The sequence below is a fragment of the Pseudescherichia sp. genome, assembly GCF_031998825.1.
Lineage (GTDB): Bacteria > Pseudomonadota > Gammaproteobacteria > Enterobacterales > Enterobacteriaceae > Pseudescherichia.
The window spans coordinates 15,500-40,250 of the sequence record NZ_DAMACX010000023.1; the positions used below are offsets into that span (position 1 = coordinate 15,500).

Sequence of the window (24,751 nt, forward strand, 5' to 3'; positions counted from 1 at the left end):
CTATCAATACCTCTCACATTTTTGCGCGTATTCTATGAAGCCATGAAACGCGCATATAAATACCGCTTCTATCCAACACCCGAGCAGGTTGAGCTACTGGCTCAGACGTTCGGGTGTGTGCGTTTCGTCTACAACTCAATCCTGCGCTGGCGCACCGATGCCTGGTATGAGCGTCAGGAGAAAACGGGTTACATTCAGGCCAGTGCACGACTGACGGCCCTGAAAAAAGAGCCGGAATTTGCCTGGCTGAATGATGTTTCCTGCGTACCGCTCCAGCAGACGCTACGCCACCAGCAAACAGCCTTTTCAAACTTCTTCGCCGGACGTGCCAGATACCCGACATTCAAAAGCAAGCGCCATAAACAGGCCGCAGAACTGACCGCCAGCGCCTTTAAATACCGCGACGGCAGGCTGTACATGGCAAAGAGCAAAGCGCCCCTGGACGTGCGCTGGAGCCGCCCGCTACCGTCTACCCCTTCTACGGTCACTATCAGCAAAGATGCCGCCGGACGGTACTTTGTTTCGTGCCTCTGCGAATTTGAACCTGTATCACTGCCGATCAGCCCGAAAATGGTCGGCATTGATGTTGGTTTAAAAGATTTATTCGTCACCGATACCGGATTCAAATCCGGCAATCCCCGCCATACCACTAAGTACGCGGCACGTCTGGCGCTGCTCCAGCGCCGGTTAAGCAAAAAGGCCAGAGGCTCAAAAAACCGCGCCAAAGCCCGCATGAAGGTTGCCCGGCTCCACGCGAAAATTGCCGATTGCCGTCTGGATGCCCTGCACAAGGCCACCCGCAAACTGATTAACGAGAACCAGGTTGTTTGCGTCGAATCCCTTAAAGTGAAGAACATGATCCGTAACCCGACGCTGTCGAAAGCGATAGCAGACGCAGGCTGGGGCGAATTTATGCGCCAGCTAAAGTATAAAGCCGAATGGGCAGGGCGTAGCGTGGTCGCCATTGACCCGTTTTTCCCGTCCTCAAAACGCTGTAGCTGCTGCGGCTTCACCCTGCAAAAAATGCCTCTTAACGTGCGTAAATGGTACTGCCCGGAATGCGGGGCAGATCATGATCGCGACATTAACGCGACCCGTAATATCAAAGCTGCCGGGCTGGCAGTGTTAGCCCACGGAGAGCCTGTAAATCCTGATCCGCCTAAAGCGGCTCAGGTCCGGCTCCGTGAAGTGGGAATCCCCGCCCTTCAGGTCAGGGAGCAGTCAATCTTTCTACCAAAACATCACGGAAATTAAACGTTAGCATACTTGTGGGTAAGGCGACGATCTTTATTATCGCCCTTTCGCTTGACCTTGCCGCAGGGGCAGGGTTTAAGCTCAGGATACCGTTTGCCGACGATAAGGATTCGACTATGCAACGCCGTGATTTTCTAAAATATTCCGCTGCGCTTGGGGCGCTCGGCGCGCTGCCGACGTGGGCGCGGGCAGCCGCAATGGGGCAGCAGGCTACGCTGCCGATACCCGACCTGCTCACTCCTGACGCCCAGAATCGCATCAGGCTTACCGTGCAGGCTGGCTCCTCTACCTTTGGTGATAAAACCGCCACGACCTGGGGCTATAACGGTAACCTGCTGGGACCTGCGCTTCAGCTGCGCCAGGGCAAGACGGTGAAGGTGGAGATCAATAACCGGCTGCGGGAGGAGACCACCGTTCACTGGCACGGGCTGGAGGTGCCTGGCGAGGTGGACGGCGGACCGCAGGGGGTCATCCCGGCGGGCGGCGCACGCGAAGTCATTTTTACTCCCGTTCAACGAGCGGCCACCTGCTGGTTCCACCCGCATCAGCATGGCAAAACCGGCCATCAGGTGGCGATGGGCCTGGCGGGGCTGGTGCTGATTGAGGATAACGAGAGCCGCATGCTGCGCCTGCCAAAGCAGTGGGGCATCGACGACGTGCCGGTCATCGTGCAGGACAAGAGGCTGACCGCCGACGGCCAGATCGATTACCGGCTGGATGTGATGAGTGCGGCGGTGGGCTGGTTTGGTGAGACCCTGCTGGCAAACGGGGCGGTTTATCCTCAGCACGCGGCCCCGCGCGGCTGGCTGCGTCTGCGCCTGCTTAACGGATGCAATGCACGCACGCTCAACTTTGCCCTTAGCGATCGGCGACGGATGTACGTCATCGCCAGCGACGGTGGTCATCTGGCCGAGCCGATTGTGTTGACGGAGCTGCCGGTGCTGACCGGGGAGCGTTTTGAGGTGCTGGTGGATATCAGCGACGGCAAGCCGGTAGATCTGGTTACGCTACCCGTCAGCCAGATGGGGATGGCGCTGCCGCCGTTTGATCAGCCGCACCCGGTACTGCGCATCCAGCCGCTGCGGGTCACCGCCTCCGGCACGCTGCCCGATACCCTGGTGAACGTCCCGGCACTGCCGGATCTCACGGGCTTAACCCAGCGCATCTTCCGGCTGTCGATGGATCCGATGCTCGACATGATGGGCATGCAGGCCCTGAAGGATAAGTACGGCGACAAGGCAATGACCGGGATGCATCACGGCGGCATGATGGACCACATGAATATGAACATGGATCACGGCGGCCACGGCGGCGATTTCGACTTCCATAACGCCAACCGCATCAACGGCAAAGCCTTTGATATGAATAGCCCGCTGTTTGCCGCCGGGAAAGGGCAGTATGAGCGGTGGGTGATTTCAGGGGAGGGGGATATGATGCAGCACCCGTTCCATATTCACGGCACGCAGTTCCGCATTCTGTCAGAGAACGGCAAGCCGCCGGCGGCGCATCGTACGGGCTGGAAGGATACGGTAAACGTCTACGGCGCGCGCAGCGAGGTGCTGGTGAAGTTCGATCATGATGCCCCGAAGGAGCATGCCTATATGGCGCACTGTCATCTGCTGGAGCATGAGGATACCGGGATGATGATGGGATTCACGGTATAAAAAAGGCCGGATAACGTGAAACGTCAATCCGGCCCAGGTAGGCCCGGTAAGCATAGCGCCACCGGGCATTAACCTATTACTTCGCGTCGTCAGGCAGCGCGTAGGCAACGATATAGTCGCCCATCTTGGTACCAAATGAACCGTGACCGCCCGCAGAGATGACAACGTACTGCTTGCCATTCACTTCATAGGTCATCGGCGTCGCCTGGCCACCCGCTGGCAGACGGCCCTGCCACAGCTTCTCACCGTTGCTCATGTTGTAGGCGCGCAGGTAGTTGTCTGCGGTCGCCGCGATGAACAGCACGTTACCGGCGGTAGAGATCGGGCCGCCCAGCATTGGCATACCGGTAGTGAACGGTAACGGAATCGGCATCGGGAACGGCAGGCTATCCTGCGGAGTACCAATACGTTTTTTCCACACCACTTCATTGGTTTTCAGATCCAGCGCGGAGATGTAACCCCAGGCAGGCTGTTTACACGGCAGGCCAATCGGCGACAGGAACGGGTTCAGGGTCACACCGTACGGCACGCCGTACTGCGGCTGAATACCGGATTCAGAACCCGTACCCTGGCCATTTTCCGGCTCTTCCATCGGGTTACCCGGACCGCGTGGCATCAGCTTAGAGACAAACGGCAGCGCCATCGGGTTGGCAATCGCCACCTGACGGTTTGGATCGACAGAGATACCGCCCCATTCGAACATCCCCAGGTTACCCGGGAAGACCAGCGTACCCTGCTCAGACGGCGGGGTGAAGATGCCTTCATAACGCAGGTTCTGGAAGATCACGCGGCATACCAGCTGGTCAAACATGGTGGCACCCCACATGTCTGCCCCGCTCAGGTCTTTCTTCGGACGGAAGCTCAGATCGGAGAACGGCTGGGTTTTGGTAACGTAGTCACCTTTGGCCGCGCCCTGCGGAACCGGCTTCTCTGGCGCCGGGACAACCAGCTGACCGTTACGGCGATCCAACACGAAGATGTTACCGGTTTTCGCCGGAGCATAGATTACCGGTACGGTTTGACCCTTAACGGTAATATCCGCCAGCGTCGGCTGGGACGGCATATCCATATCCCACAGATCGTGGTGTACGGTCTGATAGCTCCACGCCAGTTTACCGGTGGTGGCGTTCAGGGCCACGATAGAGCTGGCATAACGCTCCTGCTCCGGTGTGCGGTTACCGCCCCAGATGTCTGGCGTGGTGACGCCCATCGGCAGATAGACCAGATCCAGCTTGGCATCATAGGCCGCAGGTGCCCAGGAGTTCGGCGAGTTCGGCGTGAAGTGATGCTCGTCCGCCGGAATAGCGTTCGGATCTTTCGCGCCCGGATCGAAGGCCCACAGCAGCGCCCCGGTGTTGATGTCGAAGCCGCGAATAACGCCAGACGGCTCACGGGTAGAGTAGTTATCGGTTACCGCACCGGCAATAACAATCACCTTATCGGTAACGATCGGCGGCGAGGTCGGCTCGTACATGCCTGGCGTCGTGACCGGCATGTTGGTCTGCAGGTTCAGAATGCCTTTGTTAGCAAAGGAGTCGCACAGCTTGCCGTTGTCGGCGTTGACGGCGAACAGACGGCCATCGTTTACCGGCAGAATGATACGGCGTGGGCAGTTGGCCACAACGTCCGGGCTGGCATTGGTGGCGTTCGCCTCATGGTAAGAGACGCCGCGGCAGGTGACGTGCTGGAACGACGGATTGGTGTTCAGCTGCGGATCGAAGTGCCACTTCTCTTTACCCGTTGCGGCATCCAGGGCAAATAGACGCTGGTGCGCGGTGCAGAGGAACAGCGTATCGCCAACCTTAATCGGCGTGACTTCGTTAGTGATCTCACCCGGGTCGTTTGGCAGCTTCAGATCGCCAGTGCGGAATACCCAGGCCTCTTTCAGATTGTGCACGTTATCGGCGTTAATCTGCTTCAGCGGGGAGTAGCGCTGCCCCTCCTGGTTACGACCGTAGGCCGGCCAGTCGGCGTCTGCTACCTGGGAAATAGGTGCGGCAGGCGTCGCATCAGCGCTCAGCGTACCGTTGATCTCCTGCGGATCGTTAAAGGCCGCCCAGGTCAGCATCCCACCGGTGATCACCAGCGCTACCAGCAGCGCGGCGACCGCACCGTTGGCAGGGACGATCAGGCGACGCCAGACAAACGGCAGCACCAGCCAGATGCCAAAGAAGACGAGGATGTCGCTGCGCGGCGTGAGTGCCCAGAAGTCAAAGCCGACTTCCCAGACGCCCCAGATCATGGTGCCGAGCAGGAGCACAGCATAGAGCCAAAGCGCCGCGCGCTTGCTACGCCACAGCAGCCAGGCGACGCCAAGCATCAGAAGACCGGCGACAGGGTAGTACCAGGAGCCGCCAACGGCGACCAGCCAGACTCCCCCTATCAGGAGGAATAGCCCGCATAGTGCTGCAAACAGGGCTGTTAACGTCACGAGCACGCGCGACGTCCGAGCTTTTGTTTCTGCCATAGAAAGACACTCTTCTTAATGTTTAATATTTTGATAGCAATTAATTATAGGATTTAACAAGTGTGACAGTCATCACATATTTGGCTTTTATTAACTCCACGCCCTAAGAAAAGCATTTGCTGATATAATGGCGCGCTAATGAATTGATGCCGGAACAGACACTATCCGCATCAAGTGAGTGGTTACAAAATCAAACGGTTAGCATATGAAACATACTGTTGAAGTGATGATCCCGGAAGCGGAGATCAAAGCGCGTATTAGTGAACTGGGTCGTCAAATCACCGAACGCTATCAGGAGAGCGGCAGCGAAATGGTGCTGGTGGGCCTGCTGCGCGGCTCGTTTATGTTTATGGCCGATCTGTGTCGCGAAGTGCAGGTCCCGCACGAGGTCGATTTTATGACCGCCTCCAGCTACGGCAGCGGTATGTCCACCACCCGTGACGTAAAAATTCTCAAGGATCTGGACGAAGACATTCGCGGGAAAGATGTGCTGATCGTCGAAGATATTATCGACTCCGGGAACACCCTCTCTAAAGTGCGTGAGATCCTCAGCCTGCGCGAGCCGAAGTCGCTGGCGATCTGTACCCTGCTGGATAAACCATCGCGTCGCGAGGTAGAGGTGCCGGTAGAATTTATCGGCTTCTCGATCCCGGACGAGTTTGTCGTGGGGTACGGCATCGACTATGCCCAGCGCTATCGCCATCTGCCCTATGTAGGCAAAGTGGTGCCGCTGGAAGAGCAGGCATAAAAAAGCCCGGCGGCGTTTACGCCTTACCGGGCCTGACAAACGCGTGCCGCTCTGGCACGCTTATTTGTGATTAATATGCTTCTGGCTGATGTTGGACACGCCCTTGCGATAGCCCTGTTCAAGGGTGTCGCGGCTGGTTGCGGTCACGTCGAGATCGCGCAGCAGGCCGTCGTGAATACCGTAGGCCCAGCCGTGGATAGTGACATTTTGCCCACGTTTCCATGCCGACTGCATGATGGTTGAGTGGCCCAGGTTATAGACCTGCTCCATCACGTTCAGCTCGCAGAGGGTATCGAGGCGACGCTCTTCCGGCATTTCGCTCAGCAGCGCGTTGTGCTTGAGCCAGATGTCACGAATGTGCAGCAGCCAGTTGTTGATCAGCCCCAGCTCCGGGTTCTCAACCGCGGCCTGTACGCCGCCGCAGCCGTAGTGGCCGCAGATGATGATGTGCTCGACTTCCAGCACGTCCACCGCGTACTGCACGACCGACAGGCAGTTCAGATCGGTATGGATAACCAGGTTGGCTACGTTACGGTGAACGAAGAGCTCGCCCGGCTCCAGGCCGGTCAAACGCTCGGCGGGAACGCGGCTGTCAGAGCAGCCGATCCACAGGAAGCGTGGCTTCTGTGCCTTAGCCAGGGTCTCGAAGAATCCGGGATCCTCTTCCACCAGCATTTTTGACCATAGTGCATTGTTACTGATGAGTGTATCTATATCTTTCATGGCGGTTAACGACCTGTAACCAAGTAATAGCGTTGAGCTAATATAGGTCAACTCCATTTAATTTTAAACCACACATAGAGTGTCAGAAAAAAAGGTAAGCGAAACGACATGACCATTGCACTGGAGCTTGAGCAGCTTAAAAAAACCTATCCGGGCGGCGTCCAGGCGCTGCGCGGCATTGATTTAAAAGTAGAAGCGGGTGACTTCTACGCGCTTCTGGGACCCAACGGTGCGGGTAAATCGACCACTATCGGCATCGTCAGTTCGCTGGTAAATAAAACCTCGGGACGGGTCAGCGTCTTTGGCTACGACCTGCAAAAGGACGTAGTAAATGCCAAACGTCAGCTTGGCCTGGTGCCGCAGGAGTTCAACTTTAACCCCTTTGAGACCGTGCAGCAGATCGTCGTTAACCAGGCGGGCTACTACGGCGTCGAGCGCGCTGATGCGCTGATCCGCAGTGAAAAGTACCTGAAGCAGCTCGATCTGTGGGAAAAACGCAACGAAAAGGCGCGGATGCTCTCCGGCGGGATGAAACGCCGTCTGATGATTGCCCGGGCGCTGATGCATGAGCCCAAGCTGCTGATCCTCGACGAGCCAACCGCTGGGGTAGACATTGAGTTACGCCGCTCTATGTGGGGCTTCCTGAAAGATTTGAACGCCCAGGGGACGACCATTATCCTTACCACCCACTATCTGGAAGAGGCGGAGATGCTCTGCCGCAACATCGGCATCATCCAGCACGGTGAGCTGGTGGAAAACACCTCCATGAAGTCGCTGCTGGCCAAGCTGAAATCTGAGACCTTTATCCTCGATCTGGCGCCGAAAAGCCCGCTGCCGAAGCTGGAAGGTTACCAGTACCGGCTGGTAGATACCTCAACTCTGGAGGTTGAGGTGCTGCGCGAGCAGGGGGTTAACAGCGTATTCAGCCAGCTGAGCGCCCAAGGCATTCAGGTATTAAGCATGCGTAACAAAGCCAACCGTTTAGAAGAGCTGTTTGTCACGCTGGTACACAATAAAAAAGGAGACCACGCATGATGCAGCTCTACTGGGTCGCGCTAAAGAGTATCTGGCACAAAGAGATCCAGCGCTTTATGCGCATCTGGATCCAGACTCTGGTTCCGCCAGTGATCACTATGACCCTCTACTTCATCATCTTCGGCAATTTGATCGGGTCGCGAATTGGGGAGATGCACGGCTTCACCTACATGCAGTTTATCGTTCCCGGCCTGATCATGATGGCGGTGATCACTAACGCCTATGCCAACGTGGCCTCGTCGTTCTTCAGCGCCAAGTTCCAGCGTAACATTGAAGAGCTGCTGGTGGCCCCGGTGCCGACCCATGTGATCATTGCCGGCTACGTCGGCGGCGGCGTGGCGCGCGGGCTGTGCGTTGGCGTGCTGGTTACGGCGGTGTCGCTCTTCTTCGTGCCGTTCCAGGTGCATTCATGGCTGTTTGTCGGCCTGACCCTGCTGCTGACGGCGATCCTCTTCTCGCTGGCGGGCCTGCTGAACGCCGTATTCGCCAAGACCTTTGACGATATCAGCCTGATCCCGACCTTCGTGCTGACGCCGCTGACCTACCTCGGCGGGGTGTTCTACTCTCTGACCCTGCTGCCGCCGTTCTGGCAGGGGCTGTCGCACCTCAACCCGATCGTCTACATGATCAGCGGCTTCCGCTTCGGCTTCCTCGGCATTATCGACGTGCCGCTGGTGATGACTATTGGCGTGCTGGCGGTGTTTATCGTCGCGTTCTACCTGCTCTGCTGGTATCTGATCCAGCGTGGACGTGGCCTGCGTAGCTAATTCCAATGCTCATGCGTCTCCTGTTGGCGCTGCTCCTGGCATGGAGCAGCGCCGCCTCCGCCCGCCTGCTGGATCAGGACTCCCCAGCGCGCTATATGCAGACCACCGAGGCCGCGGCCATCTGGGCGCAGATTGGCGATCGAGTGATCAACGTCGGCTATGTACAGGCGGGGCAGATTATTGCGGTGATGAGTGGGGAAGGGGACTACAGCGCCTTTCGCTTCGGCTTTGGCCGCGCTTTCATCGACAAGGGCCATCTGGAGCCGGTGCGCGGGAAAAAACGGGTGCAGGATCGGCTGGGGGATCTCAACAAGCCGCTGAGCAACCAGAACCTGATAACCTGGAAAGCCACGCCGCTCTACAGCGGGCCTAACGTTCGCAGCGCCCCCTTCGGCATGCTGGCGGAGAACCTGCGCTACCCCATCGTTGGCAAGCTGCGGGATGGGCTGAATCAGACCTGGTTTCAGATCCGCATTGGCGACCGGCTGGCCTACATCAGCAGCCTGGATGCGCAGGAGGATCACGGCATTCCGGTGCTGACGTACCACCACATCCTGCGCGATGAGGAGAACACCCGTTTTCGTCACACCTCTACCACCACCTCGGTGCGGGCCTTCAGCAACCAGATGACCTGGCTGCGGGACAGGGGCTATACCACCCTGACGATGTATCAGCTGGAGGGCTACCTGAAGAACCGGCTCAACCTTCCGGCCCGGGCGGTGGTGATTACCTTTGACGACGGGCTGAAGTCAATCAGCCGCTATGCGCATCCTATCCTCAAGCAGTACGGCTTCAAGGCGACGTCGTTCACCATCTCGTCGCGCATTAAGGCTTATCCGCAGCGCTGGGATCCGACATCGCTACAGTTTATGAGCATCTCTGAGCTTCGTGGCATTCAGGACGTGTTTGATATCCAGTCGCACACCCATTTTCTGCATCGGGTTGATGCCACCCATCATCCCATTCTGCTCAGCCGCAGCTACCACATTATTGAGTTCGATTTTGCTCACTCGCGCCGGGCGCTGTCGCAGTTTAATCCGCACGTGGACTATCTCTCATACCCCTTCGGTGGCTATGACGCGAAAGCAATCGAGGCCGCGAGGGATGCTGGTTTTCATATGGCGGTAACGACGGTAAAGGGGAAGGTAAAGCCGGGGGATAATCCGTTCTTACTGAAACGTCTCTATATCTTAAGAACGGATTCGCTAGAGGAGATGGCACGGCTGGTCGGCAACCAGCCGTAGTTATCAGGCACAGTTATCAGGCACAGTTATCAGGCAACCTGCACCGGCACCGCTTTTGCTTTGCGGGACATCTCATTATCACCGTCAAAATAGGCGACCTTCGGCTGCCAGCTGCGGGCCTGCTCGTCCGGCATCGTCACGTAGGTGGCGATGATCAGGATGTCGCCGACATCGGCGCAGTGGGCCGCCGCGCCGTTGACCGAGATGATTTTCGAGCCGCGCTCGCCGGCAATCGCATAGGTGGAGAAGCGCTTGCCGTTGGTCACGTTGTAAATATCGATGGCTTCGTATTCCAGAATACCAGCGGCCTCAAGGAAATCCTGGTCAATAGCGCAGGAGCCTTCATAGTGCAGGTCTGCCTGCGTGACTTTGACGCGGTGGAGCTTACCTTGCAGCATAGTGCGGATCATAACGTCTACCTTTGTGCTTGTGTTGGCCCGGCCGCCTGCGCCGCCGGGAGTAATTGTCGTCGCATCAACCCGCTGGCGGCGGGGTTAACTCTACCGTCACGTTGTCGATAAGGCGCGCCTGGCCAAGCCATGCCGCCATCAGGATCACTGCCCGTTGGCTGGCATCGGTAAGCTCTTGCAGCGTGTCGGCATCGCGAATCTGGATCTCATCGGTGCGAAAACCGGCTTCATCCAGGGCCTGTCCGGCCTCGGCAATCATCTCTTCCAGCTGGCGATTTCCCGCCCGCAGCTTCGCCGCCAGGGCGTTCATCTCTCTGCTCAGGGCCGGGGCGATTTTACGCTGCTCTGCCGTGAGGTAGCCGTTGCGCGAGCTGAGGGCCAGACCGTCTTTGGCGCGCACCGTTGGCACACCAACGATGTCGATGTCGTAGCCCATGTCGGCCACCATCTTGCGGATCACCGCCAGCTGCTGGAAGTCTTTTTCACCAAAGCAGGCGACGTCCGGCTGGACGAGGTTAAACAGCTTGCTGACGATGGTCGCTACACCGCGGAAATGACCCGGACGGCTGGCACCCTCCAGCATGGTAGAGAGGCCTGGGACGTCAACAAAGGTCTGCTCGCCGGTGCCCTGGGGATAGACCTGGTCAGCGGCAGGGGCAAAGACAAAATCTACCTTGCGCTTGTTCAGCTTCTCGCAATCTTCCTGCAGGGTGCGCGGGTAGCGCTGCAGATCGTCAGGGCGGTCAAACTGCATTGGATTAACAAAGATGCTCACCACCACCACATCGGCATGGGTTTTCGCTTCGTCAACCAGCTGCATATGGCCATCGTGCAGGTTGCCCATGGTCGGCACCAGCGCAATGCGCTGGCCCTCACGACGCAGCCGACGGATATGCTGGCGCAGCAGCGGCAGGGTTTCAATAATCAACACGCGTAGGCTCCTTAGTGAAAACTGTGCTCTTCGCCGGGGTAGGTCCCCGCTTCGACTTCGCTCACGTACTGGCGCACAGCGGCGCGCATGTCGCCCGTGTCGGCCAGGAAATTCTTCGCAAATTTAGGAATATGGCCGCCGGTGATGCCAAACGCATCGTGCATCACCAGGATCTGGCCGTCGGTGACGTTACCCGCGCCGATGCCAATCACCGGAATGGTCAGCGCTTCGGTAATGCGCTTCGCCAGCGCAACCGGCACGCACTCCAGCACCAGCAGCTGTGCGCCAGCCGCCTCTAATGCCAGAGCATCATCAAACAGCGTCTGGGCCGCGTCGCCGCGCCCCTGCACCTTATAGCCGCCAAAGACGTTGACCGACTGCGGGGTTAGCCCCAGGTGGCCGCACACCGGCACGGCGCGCTCGGTCAGCATGTTAACCGTTTCGGCCAGCCAGCGGCCGCCCTCGATTTTAACCATGTTGGCCCCGGCACGCATCACCGTGGCGGCGTTAGCAAAAGCCTGGTCAGGGGTGGCGTAGGCCATAAACGGCAGGTCGGCGAGCAGCAGACAGTTCGGCGCGCCGCGGCGCACGCTCTGGGTGTGGTAGGCGATATCCGCGACCGTCACCGGCAGGGTGGAGTCATGGCCCTGGACCGTCATCCCTAACGAATCGCCGACCAGCATGACGTTAATGCCCTCTTCGGCAAACAGCTTAGCGAAGCTGTAGTCATAGGCGGTAATGGTGGCGAAGCGTTTCTTTTCCTGCTTGCACTTTTGCAGCCAGGAGAGGGTGGTTGGTTTCATAGCGTTTCCTGATGGAGCCTTCAACTTTCCGGCATTTTATCAGTAACGTCAGGGGGGACAATGATTTTCGGCAGGTTTGAGGGGCGGAGTGGTATTACCAGCCCGCCGGTTTCGCTGCGCCAAGGTGCTCAAGCACGCTGGCGAGCGTTTCGCCGTCAGGGAAGCGCAGCGCGGGCGCGATCTCAAACAGCGGCCAGAGCATAAAGCCGCGGTTTTTCATATCGTAGTGGGGCACGGTGAGGCGCGGCGTGGCAATCGTCTCATCGCCAAACAGCATGATGTCGAGATCCAGCGTGCGCGGCCCCCAGCGCTCTGCTTTGCGCACCCGGCCCTGGTCCAGCTCGATACGCTGGGTGTGATCCAGCAGGGCTTCAGGCGCCAGCGAGGTCTCCAGCGCCACGGCGGCGTTGAGATAGTCGGGCTGATCCTGCGGGCCCAGCGGCGGCGTGCGGTAGAAGCTGGAGACGGCGACAATCCGGCTGTCCGGGAGGGTACCCAGCGCCGCGATTGCCGCATTAACCTGGGTCAGGGGCGACGCCAGGTTGCTGCCAAGGGCGATATAGACCCGCGTCATGCACTGCCTTCGCGGCGCGGGGTACGCTTACGCGGGCGGCGATGGCGACGGCGGGTATCCGGCTCATCATCCAGCACGTCAAGCATGCCCTTCTGCGCAGGCGGCGCGGCCACCTGGAACTCGCCCCACCACTGCACCAGTTTTTGCAGCTCGTGGTTGCCCTCGACCTCGGCCCGCAGGGCGAGCAGATCGTAGGCAGCGCGGAACTTCGGATGCTCCATCAGCTTCCAGGCACGTTTACCCTGGCGGCGAGACATGCGCAGCTGCAGCTGCCAGATATCGCGCACGAGGGTGGTGATCCGTTTCGGGATCGCCAGCGTACGGCAGGCTTCGTCCAGCACGTCGTTCATCGCCAGCGCGAAGGCGTCGTGATAGGTCAGGCCGCTCTCCTGGGCAATCTTCTGCGCGGTCTCCAGCTGCGGATACCAGAGCATGGCGGCAAACAGGAACGCCGGGTTGACGCGCATATCGTTCTGAATGCGGGTGTCCGTGTTCTTCAGCACCAGGTTGATGATCCGCTCCATCGACGAATCACCCTTTTCGGTGAAGTAGCGCGTGATGGTCGGGAACAGCGGCTGGAACAGGCTGTACTCGCGCAGCAGCTGATAGGTGTCCAGACCGTTACCGGCCTGCAGCAGCTTCAGCGACTCCTCAAACAGGCGTGCCGGCGGCACGTCGTTGATCAGCGTCGCGAGACGGGCGATGGGCTCGGCGGTCTCCGGGCTGATACGCATATGCAGCTTGGCAGCAAAGCGCACCGCGCGCAGCATCCGCACCGGATCTTCCCGATAGCGGGTCTCCGGGTTGCCGATCAGGCGGATAACACCCTCTTCAAGATCCTGCATCCCACCAACGTAGTCGCGCACCGAAAAGTCGGCGACGCTGTAGTAGAGGCTGTTGATGGTGAAGTCGCGGCGCTGGGCGTCGTCTTCAATCGAACCGAAGATGTTGTCACGCAGCAGCATGCCGTTCTGGCCGCGCTGGGAGGTGGTGCGGTCGGCGGGCTGATCCTCATGGTGACCACGGAAGGTGGCAACCTCGATGATCTCCGGACCAAACATCACGTGAGCGAGACGGAAACGGCGGCCTACCAGGCGGCAGTTGCGGAACAGCTTGCGCACCTGGTCCGGCGTGGCGTTGGTCGTCACGTCGAAATCTTTCGGTTTTTTGCCTAACAGCAGATCGCGGACGCCGCCGCCTACAAGGTAGGCTTCGTAGCCCGCTTTGTTCAGACGGTACAGCACCTTGAGGGCATTTTCACTGATATCTTTGCGGGAAATAGTGTGCTGCTCGCGCGGAATTACCGTCATACGCGGCTCGGCAATGACCTCCTCGGCCATGCTTTCCTCGCGGCTTAACACCTTGCGGCAAAAATTAGCGACTCGGGTAAAAATAGTGCACCTCGGTTGTGTCAGTCTTTACGACAAAAAAATTGCGGCTAATCATAGCTCAGAGTGGGGCATTTAGGAATGCCGGATTGATCTGCGCTGTCTCAGGGACTCGGGACAGATCCCACTTCTCTACCGCATGCTGTAGCAGGGCCGCGGTGGGCAAATCCTGCCAGTTACTTGTTACATCCTGATTTAAAAATTGTAAAGCGCGGATCAGCACCGGCCGCGGATCGCCCTCCGGCAATGGCGGGGCGTGGTTCTGCTTGGAAAGCTTGTTACCGTCGCTGTTCAGGGCCAGCGGCAGATGAATATAGCCAGGCGGCTGCCAGCCAAGCTGCTGGTAGAGCGAAATCTGCCGCACCGTAGGGGCGATAAGATCCGCGCCGCGTACGATCTCCGTGATACCCTGAAAATGATCGTCCACCACCACGGCCAGGTTATAGGCAAACAGGCCATCCCGACGGTGGATAATAAAATCCTCTCGCGCCAGCGCCTCGTCGGCGTAGAGGTCGCCCCGTAGCCTGTCGTGAAAATGCAGCACCGGCTGGTGCTGCCACAGACGCAGCGCGGCGTTATCCGGACCGTTATGGCGCAGGCGACAGTGGCCGTCATACACCCCGCCAATGCTCTGAATACGCGCCCGCGTGCAGGTGCAGTAGTAGCTCAGCCCGCGCTGGCGCAAATCAGCCAGCGCCTCGCGGTAGGCCGCATGGCGCTGAGACTGCCAGAGCACCTCGCCGTCCCAGTGCAGGCCGTAGTGGTCGAGCTGGCGCAGAATAGTGTCGGCTGCGCCAGGGACTTCCCGAGGCGGATCGATATCTTCAATGCGTACCCGCCACGTCCCGCGTTGGGCGCGGGCCTGGAGATAGCTGCCAAGGGCGGCTATCAGCGAACCAAAATGGAGTTCACCGGAAGGCGATGGCGCAAAGCGCCCAATATAGTGTGATTCTGGCATGTCGACAGGCGAGAGATAACAGGGCGGGAGAGACTCCCGCCACAGGGAACGGTGCGAAAACGCCGGGCTTAGCCCGCCATCTGTTTTTCGCGGATTTCAGCCAGTGTTTTGCAGTCAATGCACAGGTCGGCTGTCGGACGTGCTTCCAGACGACGAATGCCAATTTCAACACCGCAGGATTCGCAGAAGCCAAAGTCTTCGTCTTCTACTTTCTTCAGCGTCTTCTCGATCTTTTTAATCAGTTTACGCTCGCGGTCACGGTTACGCAGTTCGAGGCTGAACTCCTCTTCCTGGGCGGCTCTGTCAACCGGATCCGGGAAGTTAGCAGCTTCATCCTGCATATGTGTGACGGTGCGATCGACTTCATCCCTGAGTTGATTACGCCACGCTTCAAGAATACGCTTGAAGTGCGCCAGCTGGGCTTCGTTCATATACTCTTCGCCCGGCTTCTCCTGATAAGGCTCCACGCCAGCAATGGCGAGAATACTCAGGGACGATGTTTTACGGTTTTGCCCTTCTTGCATGTTGCTTCTCCTTAACACGCACTATCGATCCCCGTGTTCGGGGGAAAAATCAGGCCGCTATAAATAGCAGATGCTTTTCCGGATAGCAATTATCTAAACGTAACACTTGACAACCCTGTGAGGAAAAGCGTATTTGCGCACGTAGACCAGAATGCTATCTGGCTGGTCGCCGATCCTTAGCTTTCATAAGGTAAGGGCGATCTAAGACTCATCTCTTCGGCAGAAAGTTCCGCTTTGTAAACCAGAATTTCTACCCCCTGCCGCTGCGCTTCTTCTAAAAGCTGTGCGTATTTTGCATCTATATGGCGCGCCGGTGAAAAACGTTCAATGGCTGAGTGCAGCACGGTAAACAGCATCACCGCGCGATCCCCACTGGCCGCCACGCTCATTAACTCCCGCAGATGTTTCTGCCCGCGAAGAGTCACTGTATCGGGAAAAAAGCCGTATCCCTTGTCGGCAAGCGTGACCGATTTCACTTCAATATAGCAGTTGCGGCGTCCCTCCGCCTGCAACATAAGGTCTATTCTGCTATTTTCAGCGCCGTATTTTACTTCACTTTTCAGCACGCTATAGCCGTGTAACTCAGGGATGACGCCGGAGAGAATCGCCTCTTTAGCCAGGGTGTTGGCCCGCAATGTATTGACGCAGATAAACGTGCCATTTTGCGTCTGGGTGATCTCCCAGGTGTGCGGATACTTACGCTTCGCGCTCTCCGAGGTGGAGTACCAGACGGTGTCGCCGGGGGTAGCGCAGCCGGTCATCGCCCCGGTATTGGGGCAGTGCAGCGTCAGGGCCGTGCCGTCCGGGGTAATGACATCTGCCAGAAAACGCTTGTAACGCTGCACCAGGGTGGCGGGCTGTAATGGGGGGGAGAACTGCATCAGAACCTCTTATTCAGCGAGTCGCCAGCTCTCCAGCGGCGTGTAACGCGTGCGCCCTCGGGAAAACTGCGACTCATACAGCACAAATTCGTTAACGGGAAAGGACCAGCTAAAGCCCGGCGGCGGAATAGCCACCGCGTGGCTGGCGTTGCGCAGCAGCGTGACGTGGGGATGAAACGGCTGCGGACTTTGGTAGCAACCGCTGCGGGCGGCCTGAGCGCGCAGCAGGTTGGCCAGCTGCAACAGGCCCCGCGGCGGCTGGCGGGTGCCCAGCCAGACGACCCGCGAGCGTAGCCACTGCCCGGCGTCGTCGAGGGTCAGGGTAAAGCCGGGCTGGCGGATGCGTCCGGCTAGCTGGCTCAGGGCGCGCTGCTTCTCCTCGCCGACATCGCCGAGAAACGCCAGCGTCACGTGAAGATTCGCCGCCTCGATGGGACGTCCGGCCTCCGGGGCAAAGTGGGCCGCCCGCCAGTGGATAATCTGCTGCTGGATCTCGCCGGGCAGCGCAACGGCGAAGAACAGCCTTTTTGGCTCAGACATAAGCGATACTCGGTAATGATTTACGGCGATGCTACAATGCTCGCCGTTGAAATGAAAGTTAACCCCCTGGAGCCATGCGTGTCCTCTCTGCCCGTCGCTGCCGTACTGCCTGAACTGCTCTCTGCGCTCTCCCATGCGCCACAGGTCCTGCTCAACGCCCCTACCGGCGCGGGGAAATCGACCTGGCTACCGCTGCAAATTCTTGCCGAGGGCAAGATTGCCGGGCGCATTCTGCTGCTGGAGCCGCGCCGTCTGGCAGCGCGCAACGTCGCTCAGCGGCTGGCGGAGCTATTAGATGAGAAGCCCGGCGAGACGGTGGGCTACCGGATGCGCGGTGAGACCTGCGTTGGCGCAACAACGCGCCTGGAGGTGGTCACCGAGGGGATCCTGACCCGCATGATCCAGCGCGATCCCGAGCTGGCCGGCGTTGGGCTGGTGATCCTTGATGAATTCCACGAGCGCAGCCTAGAGGCCGATCTGGCCCTGGCGCTGCTGCTGGACGTGCAGCAGGGGCTGCGCGACGATCTGAAACTCCTCATCATGTCGGCGACCCTGGATAACGACCGTCTCCAGCGTCTTCTGCCGGACGCGCCGGTTATCGCCTCTGAGGGGCGCGCGTTCCCTGTTGACCGTCGTTATCAGCCTTTAGCCAGCCACATCCGCTTTGACGAGGCCGTGGCAATGGCAACCACCGAACTGCTGCGGGCCGAGCGCGGCTCGCTGCTGCTGTTTCTGCCCGGCGTCGGCGAGATCCAGCGCGTGCAGGAGCAGCTGGCCCAGCGCGTCGGCAGCGACGTGCTGCTCTGTCCGCTCTACGGCGCGCTGCCTCTGAACGAGCAGCGTAAGGCGATCCTGCCCGCGCCAGAGGGAGTTCGTAAAGTAGTGCTGGCGACCAACATTGCCGAGACCAGCTTAACTATCGAGGGGATCCGGCTGGTGGTCGACAGCGCCCAGGAGCGGGTGGCCCGCTTCGACGCCCGCACCGGGCTGACGCGGCTGGTGACCCAGCGGGTGAGCCAGGCCTCGATGACCCAGCGTGCCGGACGCGCCGGACGGCTGGAACCAGGCATCTGCCTGCATCTGCTGGCAAAGGAGCAGGCGGAGCGGGCGGCGGCCCAGAGCGAGCCGGAGATCCTGCAAAGCGATCTCAGCGCCATGCTGCTGGAGCTGGTGCAGTGGGGCTGTCGCGATCCGGCCCAGCTCAGCTGGCTGGACATGCCTCCGGCGGTGAACCTGGCGGCGGCAGAGACGCTGCTGGTACAGCTGGGGGCACTGGAGAATCGGCAGCTGACGGCACGCGGGCAGAAGATGGCGAGGCTGGGCGTCACGCCGCGACTCTCGGCTATGCTAATCAGTGCCCAGAGCGGTGACGAGGCGGCAACGGCGGCGAAGCTTGCTGCTATCCTGGAAGAGCCTCCGCGTGGCGGCAGTACCGATCTTGGGGTGGCCTTCTCCCGCAGCCAGCCGCACTGGCAACGGCGCAGCCGCCAGCTGCTGAAGCGGCTTAACAGCGACGAGGGCAGGGAGGAGATCGATCTTATCCCCGTCCTGCTGGCGCGCGGGTTTGCCGACCGCATCGCCCGTCGGCGTGGGCAGGAGGGGCGTTACCAGCTGGCGAACGGCATGGGGGCGATGCTCGACGCGGACGATGCCATGGGCCGCCACGAGTGGCTGATCGCGCCCCTGCTGTTGCAGGGTAGCCAGCAGCCGGACGCGCGCATTTTACAGGCGATGCCGGTCAATATTGAGACGCTTATCGCCGCCGCGCCGTGGCTGGTGCACCACGCCGATACCGTGGAGTGGGACGACGCCCAGGGCACGCTGAAAGCGCTGCGCCGCAGCCAGATCGGCCAGCTGACGGTGAGCGTCAGGCCGCTGGCGAAGCCGTCAGAGGCGGAGCTGCACCAGGCGATGCTGAACGGCATTCGCGATAAGGGATTACAGGTGCTGAACTGGACCCCGGCGGCGGAGCAGCTGCGCCTGCGCCTGCACTGTGCAGCGAAGTGGCTACCTGAATATGAGTGGCCCGCGGTGGATGACGCCTCGCTTTTAGCCGCGCTTGAGCTATGGTTACTTCCCGACATGCAAGGCGTACACTCCCTGCGGGCACTGAAAGCGCTGGATTTGATCCACGCGCTCAACCATTTACTGACCTGGCCGCTACGTCAACGGCTGGATAGTGCGCTGCCTGGGCATTACACTGTGCCGACGGGAAGCCAGATCGCGATCCGCTATCATGATGAGAATCCGCCGGTGCTGGCGGTGCGGATGCAGGAGATGTTTGGCGAGGCCGCCACGCCGGTCATTGCCGAGGGGCGGGTGCCGCTGGTGCTGGAGCTGCTCTCGCCTGCGCAACGCCCGCTACAGATTACGCGCGACCTGAGCGCGTTCTGGGCAGGTGCTTACCGCGAGGTGCAAAAAGAGATGAAGGGACGCTATCCGAAGCATGTCTGGCCGGACGATCCGGCTAACACCGCGCCGACAAGACGGGTTAAAAAATATTCATAGGCTTAACGAAAGTTAAATTGAGAGATTTCTTCTTCTGCCCCCTGGTAGAAGAACAGAGAATCGGGCCCTTGCGCCTGAATAATGTAGCGGAGAGTAAGCATGGCGGGGAATGACCGCGAACCTATTGGACGTAAAGGCAGACCTGCACGTCCGGTAAAAGAGAAGGTAAGCCGACGTCGTCTCAGAGATGAAGAGATCGACGATGAGTATGAAGATGATGCACCCGCACCGCGCCGCAGTAAAGGCAACGGCGGCGGCAGTGGCAAAGGAAAAGGCGGCAAGCGCAAGCGCGGCTGGTTCTGGCTGCTGCTGAAGATCTTTATCGTTCTGGTGGTGCTGTTTGCCATTTACGGTCTCTATCTCGATCAGAAGATCCGCAGCCGCATCGACGGCAAAGTCTGGCAGCTGCCGGCGGCGGTCTATGGCCGGATGGTCAACCTCGAGCCCGAGATGCCGATCAGCAAGAACGAGATGGTGAAGCTGCTGGAGGCTACCCAGTACCGCAAGGTGACGGCGATGACCCGTCCCGGCGAGTTTACCGTGCAGGCCAACAGCATCGAGATGATCCGTCGTCCGTTTGACTTCCCCGACAGTAAAGAGGGGCAGGTCCGCGCCCGGCTGACGTTCAGCGATAACCACCTGGATACTATCGAGAACATGGAGAACAACCGCCAGTTCGGTTTCTTCCGTCTCGATCCGCGCCTGATCACCATGCTCTCTTCGCCAAACGGCGAGCAGCGTCTGTTCGTCGCGCGTAACGGTTTCCCGGATCTGCTGGTGGATACCCTGCTGGCGACCGAGGACCGTCACTTCTATGAGCATGACGGGATCAGCTTCTTCTCTATCGGGCGTGCGGTGCTGGCGAACCTGACGGCGGGACGCACGGTGCAGGGGGCGAGTACCCTGACCCAGCAGCTGGTGAAGAACCTGTTCCTCTCCAGCGAGCGCTCCTACTGGCGTAAGGCGAACGAAGCCTATATGGCGCTGATCGTTGATGCGCGCTACAGCAAGGATCGTATTCTTGAGCTCTATATGAACGAGGTCTACCTCGGTCAGAGCGGCGATAACGAAATCCGCGGCTTCCCGCTGGCGAGCCTCTACTACTTTGGCCGTCCGGTGGAGGAGCTGAGCCTCGACCAGCAGGCGCTGCTGGTGGGCATGGTGAAAGGCGCTTCCATCTACAACCCGTGGCGTAATCCGAAGCTGGCCCTTGAGCGGCGTAACTTGGTGCTGCGCCTGCTGCAGGAGCAGAAGGTTATCGACCAGGAGCTGTACGATATGCTCAGCGCCCGGCCGCTCGGGGTGCAGAAGCGCGGCGGGGTGATCTCACCGCAGCCGGCGTTTATGCAGATGGTGCGCCAGGAGCTGCAGGCGAAGCTGGGGGATAAAGTTAAAGATCTCTCCGGCGTGAAGATCTTTACCACCTTTGACTCGGTGGCACAGGACGCGGCGGAGAAAGCCGCCGTGGAAGGTATTCCGGCCCTGATCAAGCAGCGTAAGCTGAGCGATCTGGAGACCGCGATGGTGGTCGTTGACCGCTTCAGCGGCGAAGTTCGCGCGATGGTGGGCGGGGCGACGCCGCAGTTTGCGGGCTATAACCGTGCCATGCAGGCGCGGCGCTCCATCGGCTCGCTGGCAAAACCGGCGACCTATCTCACCGCGCTAAGCCAGCCGAACCAGTATCGTCTGAACACGTGGATTGCCGATGCGCCGATCTCTCTGCCCCAGCCTAACGGCAAGGCATGGTCTCCGCAGAACGATGACCACCGCTTTAGCGGCCAGGTGATGCTGGCGGATGCGCTGACCCGCTCAATGAACGTGCCGACCGTGAACCTCGGGATGGCGCTGGGTCTGCCAGCGGTCACCGATACCTGGACCAAGCTGGGCGTGCCGAAGGATCAGCTGCATCCGGTTCCGGCGATGCTGCTGGGGGCGCTGAACCTGACCCCGGTTGAGGTGGCGCAGGCGTTCCAGACCATCGCCAGCGGCGGTAACCGTGCAACGCTTTCAGCGCTGCGCTCGGTGATTGCCGAAGACGGGACGGTGCTCTACCAGAGCTTCCCGCAGGCGGAGCGTGCGGTGCCTGCTCAGGCAGCCTACATGACCCTGTGGACCATGCAGCAGGTTATCCAGCGCGGCACCGGCCGTCAGCTGGGGGCGAAGTATCCGGGCCTGCACCTGGCGGGTAAAACCGGGACCACCAACAACAACGTGGATACCTGGTTCGCCGGGATTGACGGCCGTGAGGTGACCATTACCTGGGTAGGACGCGATAACAACCAGCCGACCAAGCTCTACGGCGCCAGCGGGGCGATGGCGATCTACCAGCGCTATCTGGCAAACCAGTCGCCAATCCCGCTGGATCTGACCCCGCCGGAGGATATCGTCAACATGGGCGTGGACGAGGGGGGTAACTTCCTCTGCGGCGGCGGTGTGCGCTCGCTGCCGGTGTGGACCTCTAATCCGGATGCCCTGTGCCAGCAGAGCGAGATGCTGCTCCAGCAGCAGCAACAGCAGCAGAGCGGTAACCCGTTTGAACAGTCGTCACCGCAGCCGCAACAGCAGCCTCAGCAGCAGCAGCAACAGCCGCAGCAGCAGGAGAAGAGCGACGGCGTAGCGGGCTGGATCAAAGACATGTTTGGTAACTAAGCCGTAGTAAACAGTGCCGGGCAGCGCTCCGCTTGCCCGGCCTTCCACTCTCCCGTTTTAACCTCATTTAACCCCTCTGTAACACCCTGTTATCCGTCTGGTTATTCTTTAATCCCTCAATTCTCGTAGGGGCGCATACTTCTTGCTATCTCCGCGGAGCCTGGCATATTATGCTGCGGTCATAATAATAATTATCGTTTACGTTATCATTCCATTATCCAGAGAGAAGCACCATGGCGCGTCCTGAAACTGCTCAGTCGGTCAACCTTTCGCTGCGTAAAATTGCCGTGGTGGTTGCCACTGCGGTAGGCAGCATCTCCTTTGCCGCACATGCAGCCCCTGAAGATACCATCACCGTTACCACCGCAGCCGCTGAGCAGGAGAGTGCCTGGGGCCCGGCACCGACCATCGCCGCCAAGCGTACGGCGACGGCGACCAAAACCGATACCCCAATCGAGAAAACGCCGCAGTCTATCTCCGTGGTCACCCGGCAGGAAATAGAAACTCATCAGCCTAAATCAGTTAAAGAGGCGCTGGGTTATACGCCAGGCGTGGTGGTGAGCAATCGCGGGGCTTCGACGACATACGATTTTGTTAGCATTCGTGGTTTCACCTCGGTAGGTTTGAGCCAGAACAACTACCTTGATGGAATGAAGTTGCAAGGCAACTTCTATAACGATGCTGCAATCGATCCCTATATGTTAGAACGCGTGGAATTAATGCGTGGGCCAACATCAGTTCTCTATGGTAAAAGCAATCCTGGCGGGATTATTTCCATGGTCAGCAAACGTCCTATGACCGAGCCTCTGCATGAAGTTCAGTTCAAGATGGGGACCAATAGCCTCTACCAGACTGGTTTTGATTTTAGCGATGCGTTAGACGATAACGGTGAATATTCTTATCGCTTAACGGGATTGGCTCGCTCCAGCAATGAACAGCAAAGTCATGCCGAGCAGCAACGCTATACCATTGCGCCGTCATTCTCCTGGCGTCCTGATGAAAAAACTAACTTCACCTTCTTATCTTACTTCCAGAACGAGCCAGAAACTGGATATTACGGCTGGTTGCCAAAAGAGGGTACGGTAGAGCCACTGCCAAACGGTTCACGCCTGTCGACCGATTTTAATGAAGGTGCAGATAACAACACCTACTCCCGCAACCAAAAAATGGTTGGTTACAGCTTCGAGCATGGTTTCAACGATACGTTTACCGTACGGCAGAACCTGCGTTTTGTTGAGATGAAAACCTCACAGAACAGCGTTTACGGTACGGGGATTTGTACTACCAATACGTTTAATGGCCCATGTCAGGCATTACCTGCTGATGTTCGCGATCGCTATTTAGGCCGCGGCACAGTTGTAGATAACGAGCGCTTGCAAAACTTTAGCGTAGATACACAGCTGCAAAGTAAATTCGCTACCGGCGATATCGATCACACTCTGTTGACCGGTGTGGACTTTATGCGGATGCGTAACGATATAAATGCATCTTTTGGTACTGCGCCTGCTATCGATCTCTATAACCCGCAAACGCTGCATGATTTTGATTTTGATAGTGCCGCTCCGTATCAGCTTAATGAAACGAAACAGACCGGCATTTATGCTCAGGATCAGGCTGAATGGGATAAATGGGTGCTTACGCTAGGCGGCCGTTATGACTGGTCTCAGCAGGGTACGACAGTTCGTGCTGATGGTGGTTCTATTGAACGTAACGATCATCAGTTTACCTGGCGTGGTGGCGTGAACTATCTGTTTGATAATGGGATCACTCCATACATTAGCTATAGTCAGTCGTTTGAGCCAAACGCATTTGATCTCTATAGTGTTCCACGTACTGCCTTTGCACCATCCAAAGGCGAGCAGTACGAAGCTGGCGTAAAATACGTGCCGAAAGATATGCCTATCGTTCTTACCGGTGCGGTATATCATCTGACGAAAACCAACACGTTGACTACAGATCCTAACAACCCGACATTACAAGTTCCGTCGGGAGAGGTTCGTTCACAAGGTGTTGAACTGGAGGCAAAAGCGGCCCTGAGCGCCAGTATCAACGTCACAGCTTCTTATACCTATACCGACGCGGAATATACTAAAGATACCAATCTTCAGGGCAATCGCGTTGAGCAGGTTCCTGAACATATGGCCTCTTTATGGGGTGACTACACGTTTAACAGCGGTGTACTTTCAGGCCTGACGCTCGGAACCGGTGGCCGCTTTATTGGTTCAAGCTATGGCGATCCGGCAAATACATTTAAAGTAGGTAGCGCAGCGGTAATGGACGCCGTGGTGAAATACGATTTGGCACGCTTTGGCTTTGCAGGCTCTAGCGTTGCCGTCAACGTTAACAATCTGCTTGATCGTGAGTATGTTTCCAGTTGCTTCCAGACATATGGCTGCTTCTGGGGCGCGGATCGCCAGGTTGTCGCCACCGCCACCTTACGCTTCTAATCTCCTCCTTTTCAGGGCACGGCTTACCGTGCCCTTTTTATTGATAAGTTGGTCCCATGCAGGAAAACAATACGCTTCCCGATACCACCTTTCAGCTCTCTGATGTCTCCTTTCATGTGCCCGGGCGCACGCTGCTGCATCCGCTGTCGCTCACCTTTCCAGCAGGCAAGGTTACCGGTCTTATCGGCCACAACGGCTCGGGTAAATCCACCTTGTTAAAGATGCTGGGTCGTCAT

Annotated in this window: 21 protein-coding genes; 10 read left to right on the forward strand and 11 right to left on the reverse strand. The window is 58.6% G+C overall.

Going from position 1 to position 24,751, the window contains the following annotated elements; all coding sequences use genetic code 11:
* Positions 1–42: 42 nt before the first annotated feature.
* Positions 43–1,254: a transposase gene (locus tag RTP97_RS12145; RefSeq protein ID WP_312413891.1), complete on the forward strand. Its 1,212-nt coding sequence runs from the start codon at positions 43–45 to the stop codon at positions 1,252–1,254.
* Positions 1,255–1,370: 116 nt separating this feature from the next.
* Positions 1,371–2,918, forward strand: a complete 1,548-nt coding sequence (gene cueO, locus RTP97_RS12150) for a multicopper oxidase CueO (protein ID WP_312413894.1) — start codon at positions 1,371–1,373, stop codon at positions 2,916–2,918.
* A 76-nt stretch (positions 2,919–2,994) separates the two neighbouring features.
* Here the strand turns inward: cueO and RTP97_RS12155 are convergent, their stop codons facing one another.
* Complete coding sequence (locus RTP97_RS12155; RefSeq protein ID WP_312413897.1) at positions 2,995–5,385, reverse strand: glucose/quinate/shikimate family membrane-bound PQQ-dependent dehydrogenase; 2,391 nt, start codon at positions 5,383–5,385, stop codon at positions 2,995–2,997.
* 205 nt (positions 5,386–5,590) lie between these two features.
* Between RTP97_RS12155 and hpt the strand changes: the two genes are divergently transcribed.
* Complete coding sequence (hpt, locus tag RTP97_RS12160; RefSeq protein ID WP_312413899.1) at positions 5,591–6,133, forward strand: hypoxanthine phosphoribosyltransferase; 543 nt, start codon at positions 5,591–5,593, stop codon at positions 6,131–6,133.
* A 60-nt stretch (positions 6,134–6,193) separates the two neighbouring features.
* Here hpt and can read toward each other — a convergent pair whose 3' ends face one another.
* Positions 6,194–6,856, reverse strand: a complete 663-nt coding sequence (gene can, locus RTP97_RS12165) for a carbonate dehydratase (RefSeq protein ID WP_103820677.1) — start codon at positions 6,854–6,856, stop codon at positions 6,194–6,196.
* A 108-nt stretch (positions 6,857–6,964) separates the two neighbouring features.
* On the opposite strand from can, the gene RTP97_RS12170 reads away from it, so the two are divergent.
* From RTP97_RS12170 to RTP97_RS12180, 3 genes are read left to right on the forward strand one after another with little or no spacing between them, the layout of a single operon-like run.
* A complete protein-coding gene (locus RTP97_RS12170; protein WP_312212183.1) occupies positions 6,965–7,891 on the forward strand; it encodes an ABC transporter ATP-binding protein in 927 nt (308 codons plus the stop codon).
* Positions 7,888–8,658: an ABC transporter permease gene (locus tag RTP97_RS12175; protein ID WP_312212184.1), complete on the forward strand. Its 771-nt coding sequence runs from the start codon at positions 7,888–7,890 to the stop codon at positions 8,656–8,658. The genes RTP97_RS12170 and RTP97_RS12175 overlap by 4 nt, the downstream gene beginning before the upstream one ends.
* On the forward strand, positions 8,658–9,902 hold the full coding sequence (locus RTP97_RS12180; RefSeq protein ID WP_409455942.1) for a polysaccharide deacetylase family protein: 1,245 nt from the start codon (positions 8,658–8,660) through the stop codon (positions 9,900–9,902). The genes RTP97_RS12175 and RTP97_RS12180 overlap by 1 nt, the downstream gene beginning before the upstream one ends.
* A 29-nt stretch (positions 9,903–9,931) precedes the next feature.
* Here the strand turns inward: RTP97_RS12180 and panD are convergent, their stop codons facing one another.
* From panD to thpR, 9 genes are all read right to left on the reverse strand, one after another.
* Complete coding sequence (panD, locus tag RTP97_RS12185; protein ID WP_144817678.1) at positions 9,932–10,312, reverse strand: aspartate 1-decarboxylase; 381 nt, start codon at positions 10,310–10,312, stop codon at positions 9,932–9,934.
* A gap of 64 nt (positions 10,313–10,376) precedes the next feature.
* The gene (gene panC, locus RTP97_RS12190) at positions 10,377–11,243 is read right to left on the reverse strand and encodes a pantoate--beta-alanine ligase (RefSeq protein WP_312413910.1); all 867 of its coding nucleotides are present in this window, start codon (positions 11,241–11,243) and stop codon (positions 10,377–10,379) included.
* Positions 11,244–11,254: 11 nt separating this feature from the next.
* On the reverse strand, positions 11,255–12,046 hold the full coding sequence (panB, locus tag RTP97_RS12195; RefSeq protein ID WP_312413913.1) for a 3-methyl-2-oxobutanoate hydroxymethyltransferase: 792 nt from the start codon (positions 12,044–12,046) through the stop codon (positions 11,255–11,257).
* A 94-nt stretch (positions 12,047–12,140) separates the two neighbouring features.
* Positions 12,141–12,620 carry a 2-amino-4-hydroxy-6-hydroxymethyldihydropteridine diphosphokinase gene (gene folK / locus RTP97_RS12200; protein ID WP_312413916.1) on the reverse strand — a complete coding sequence of 160 codons (480 nt, stop codon included), beginning with the start codon at positions 12,618–12,620 and terminating at the stop codon, positions 12,141–12,143.
* The gene (gene pcnB, locus RTP97_RS12205; protein WP_312212223.1) at positions 12,617–14,014 is read right to left on the reverse strand and encodes a polynucleotide adenylyltransferase PcnB; all 1,398 of its coding nucleotides are present in this window, start codon (positions 14,012–14,014) and stop codon (positions 12,617–12,619) included. Before pcnB ends, folK begins: the two co-directional genes overlap by 4 nt.
* A 55-nt stretch (positions 14,015–14,069) precedes the next feature.
* Entirely contained in the window at positions 14,070–14,966 is an 897-nt protein-coding gene (gene gluQRS, locus RTP97_RS12210) for a tRNA glutamyl-Q(34) synthetase GluQRS (protein ID WP_312413919.1), read from the reverse strand.
* Between the two features lie 68 nt (positions 14,967–15,034).
* Positions 15,035–15,490, reverse strand: a complete 456-nt coding sequence (dksA, locus tag RTP97_RS12215; protein WP_007373199.1) for an RNA polymerase-binding protein DksA — start codon at positions 15,488–15,490, stop codon at positions 15,035–15,037.
* A gap of 176 nt (positions 15,491–15,666) precedes the next feature.
* The gene (gene sfsA / locus RTP97_RS12220; protein ID WP_312413922.1) at positions 15,667–16,371 is read right to left on the reverse strand and encodes a DNA/RNA nuclease SfsA; all 705 of its coding nucleotides are present in this window, start codon (positions 16,369–16,371) and stop codon (positions 15,667–15,669) included.
* Between the two features lie 9 nt (positions 16,372–16,380).
* Positions 16,381–16,911 (reverse strand): RNA 2',3'-cyclic phosphodiesterase, encoded by a 531-nt coding sequence (thpR, locus tag RTP97_RS12225; protein ID WP_312413925.1) that lies wholly within the window; start codon positions 16,909–16,911, stop codon positions 16,381–16,383.
* Between the two features lie 78 nt (positions 16,912–16,989).
* Between thpR and hrpB the strand changes: the two genes are divergently transcribed.
* From hrpB to RTP97_RS12245, 4 genes are all read left to right on the forward strand, one after another.
* Positions 16,990–19,419 (forward strand): ATP-dependent helicase HrpB, encoded by a 2,430-nt coding sequence (gene hrpB, locus RTP97_RS12230; protein ID WP_312413927.1) that lies wholly within the window; start codon positions 16,990–16,992, stop codon positions 19,417–19,419.
* 99 nt (positions 19,420–19,518) lie between these two features.
* On the forward strand, positions 19,519–22,068 hold the full coding sequence (mrcB, locus tag RTP97_RS12235; RefSeq protein WP_312413930.1) for a bifunctional glycosyl transferase/transpeptidase: 2,550 nt from the start codon (positions 19,519–19,521) through the stop codon (positions 22,066–22,068).
* A 233-nt stretch (positions 22,069–22,301) separates the two neighbouring features.
* Positions 22,302–24,515 carry a ferrichrome porin FhuA gene (fhuA, locus tag RTP97_RS12240; protein ID WP_312413932.1) on the forward strand — a complete coding sequence of 738 codons (2,214 nt, stop codon included), beginning with the start codon at positions 22,302–22,304 and terminating at the stop codon, positions 24,513–24,515.
* Between the two features lie 56 nt (positions 24,516–24,571).
* Positions 24,572–24,751: ATP-binding cassette domain-containing protein (locus RTP97_RS12245; protein ID WP_312413934.1), on the forward strand; the 180-nt coding region annotated here is incomplete at its 3' end.

Bases quoted from the DNA above. Each gene is read 5' to 3' on its own strand.
- RTP97_RS12145 (WP_312413891.1), top strand. From the start codon at position 43: ATGAAACGCGCATATAAATACCGCTTCTATCCAACACCCGAGCAGGTT.
- cueO (WP_312413894.1), top strand. From the start codon at position 1,371: ATGCAACGCCGTGATTTTCTAAAATATTCCGCTGCGCTTGGGGCGCTC.
- RTP97_RS12155 (WP_312413897.1), bottom strand. From the start codon at position 5,385: ATGGCAGAAACAAAAGCTCGGACGTCGCGCGTGCTCGTGACGTTAACA.
- hpt (WP_312413899.1), top strand. From the start codon at position 5,591: ATGAAACATACTGTTGAAGTGATGATCCCGGAAGCGGAGATCAAAGCG.
- can (WP_103820677.1), bottom strand. From the start codon at position 6,856: ATGAAAGATATAGATACACTCATCAGTAACAATGCACTATGGTCAAAA.
- RTP97_RS12170 (WP_312212183.1), top strand. From the start codon at position 6,965: ATGACCATTGCACTGGAGCTTGAGCAGCTTAAAAAAACCTATCCGGGC.
- RTP97_RS12175 (WP_312212184.1), top strand. From the start codon at position 7,888: ATGATGCAGCTCTACTGGGTCGCGCTAAAGAGTATCTGGCACAAAGAG.
- panD (WP_144817678.1), bottom strand. From the start codon at position 10,312: ATGATCCGCACTATGCTGCAAGGTAAGCTCCACCGCGTCAAAGTCACG.
- panB (WP_312413913.1), bottom strand. From the start codon at position 12,046: ATGAAACCAACCACCCTCTCCTGGCTGCAAAAGTGCAAGCAGGAAAAG.
- folK (WP_312413916.1), bottom strand. From the start codon at position 12,620: ATGACGCGGGTCTATATCGCCCTTGGCAGCAACCTGGCGTCGCCCCTG.
- gluQRS (WP_312413919.1), bottom strand. From the start codon at position 14,966: ATGCCAGAATCACACTATATTGGGCGCTTTGCGCCATCGCCTTCCGGT.
- dksA (WP_007373199.1), bottom strand. From the start codon at position 15,490: ATGCAAGAAGGGCAAAACCGTAAAACATCGTCCCTGAGTATTCTCGCC.
- sfsA (WP_312413922.1), bottom strand. From the start codon at position 16,371: ATGCAGTTCTCCCCCCCATTACAGCCCGCCACCCTGGTGCAGCGTTAC.
- thpR (WP_312413925.1), bottom strand. From the start codon at position 16,911: ATGTCTGAGCCAAAAAGGCTGTTCTTCGCCGTTGCGCTGCCCGGCGAG.
- mrcB (WP_312413930.1), top strand. From the start codon at position 19,519: ATGGCGGGGAATGACCGCGAACCTATTGGACGTAAAGGCAGACCTGCA.
- fhuA (WP_312413932.1), top strand. From the start codon at position 22,302: ATGGCGCGTCCTGAAACTGCTCAGTCGGTCAACCTTTCGCTGCGTAAA.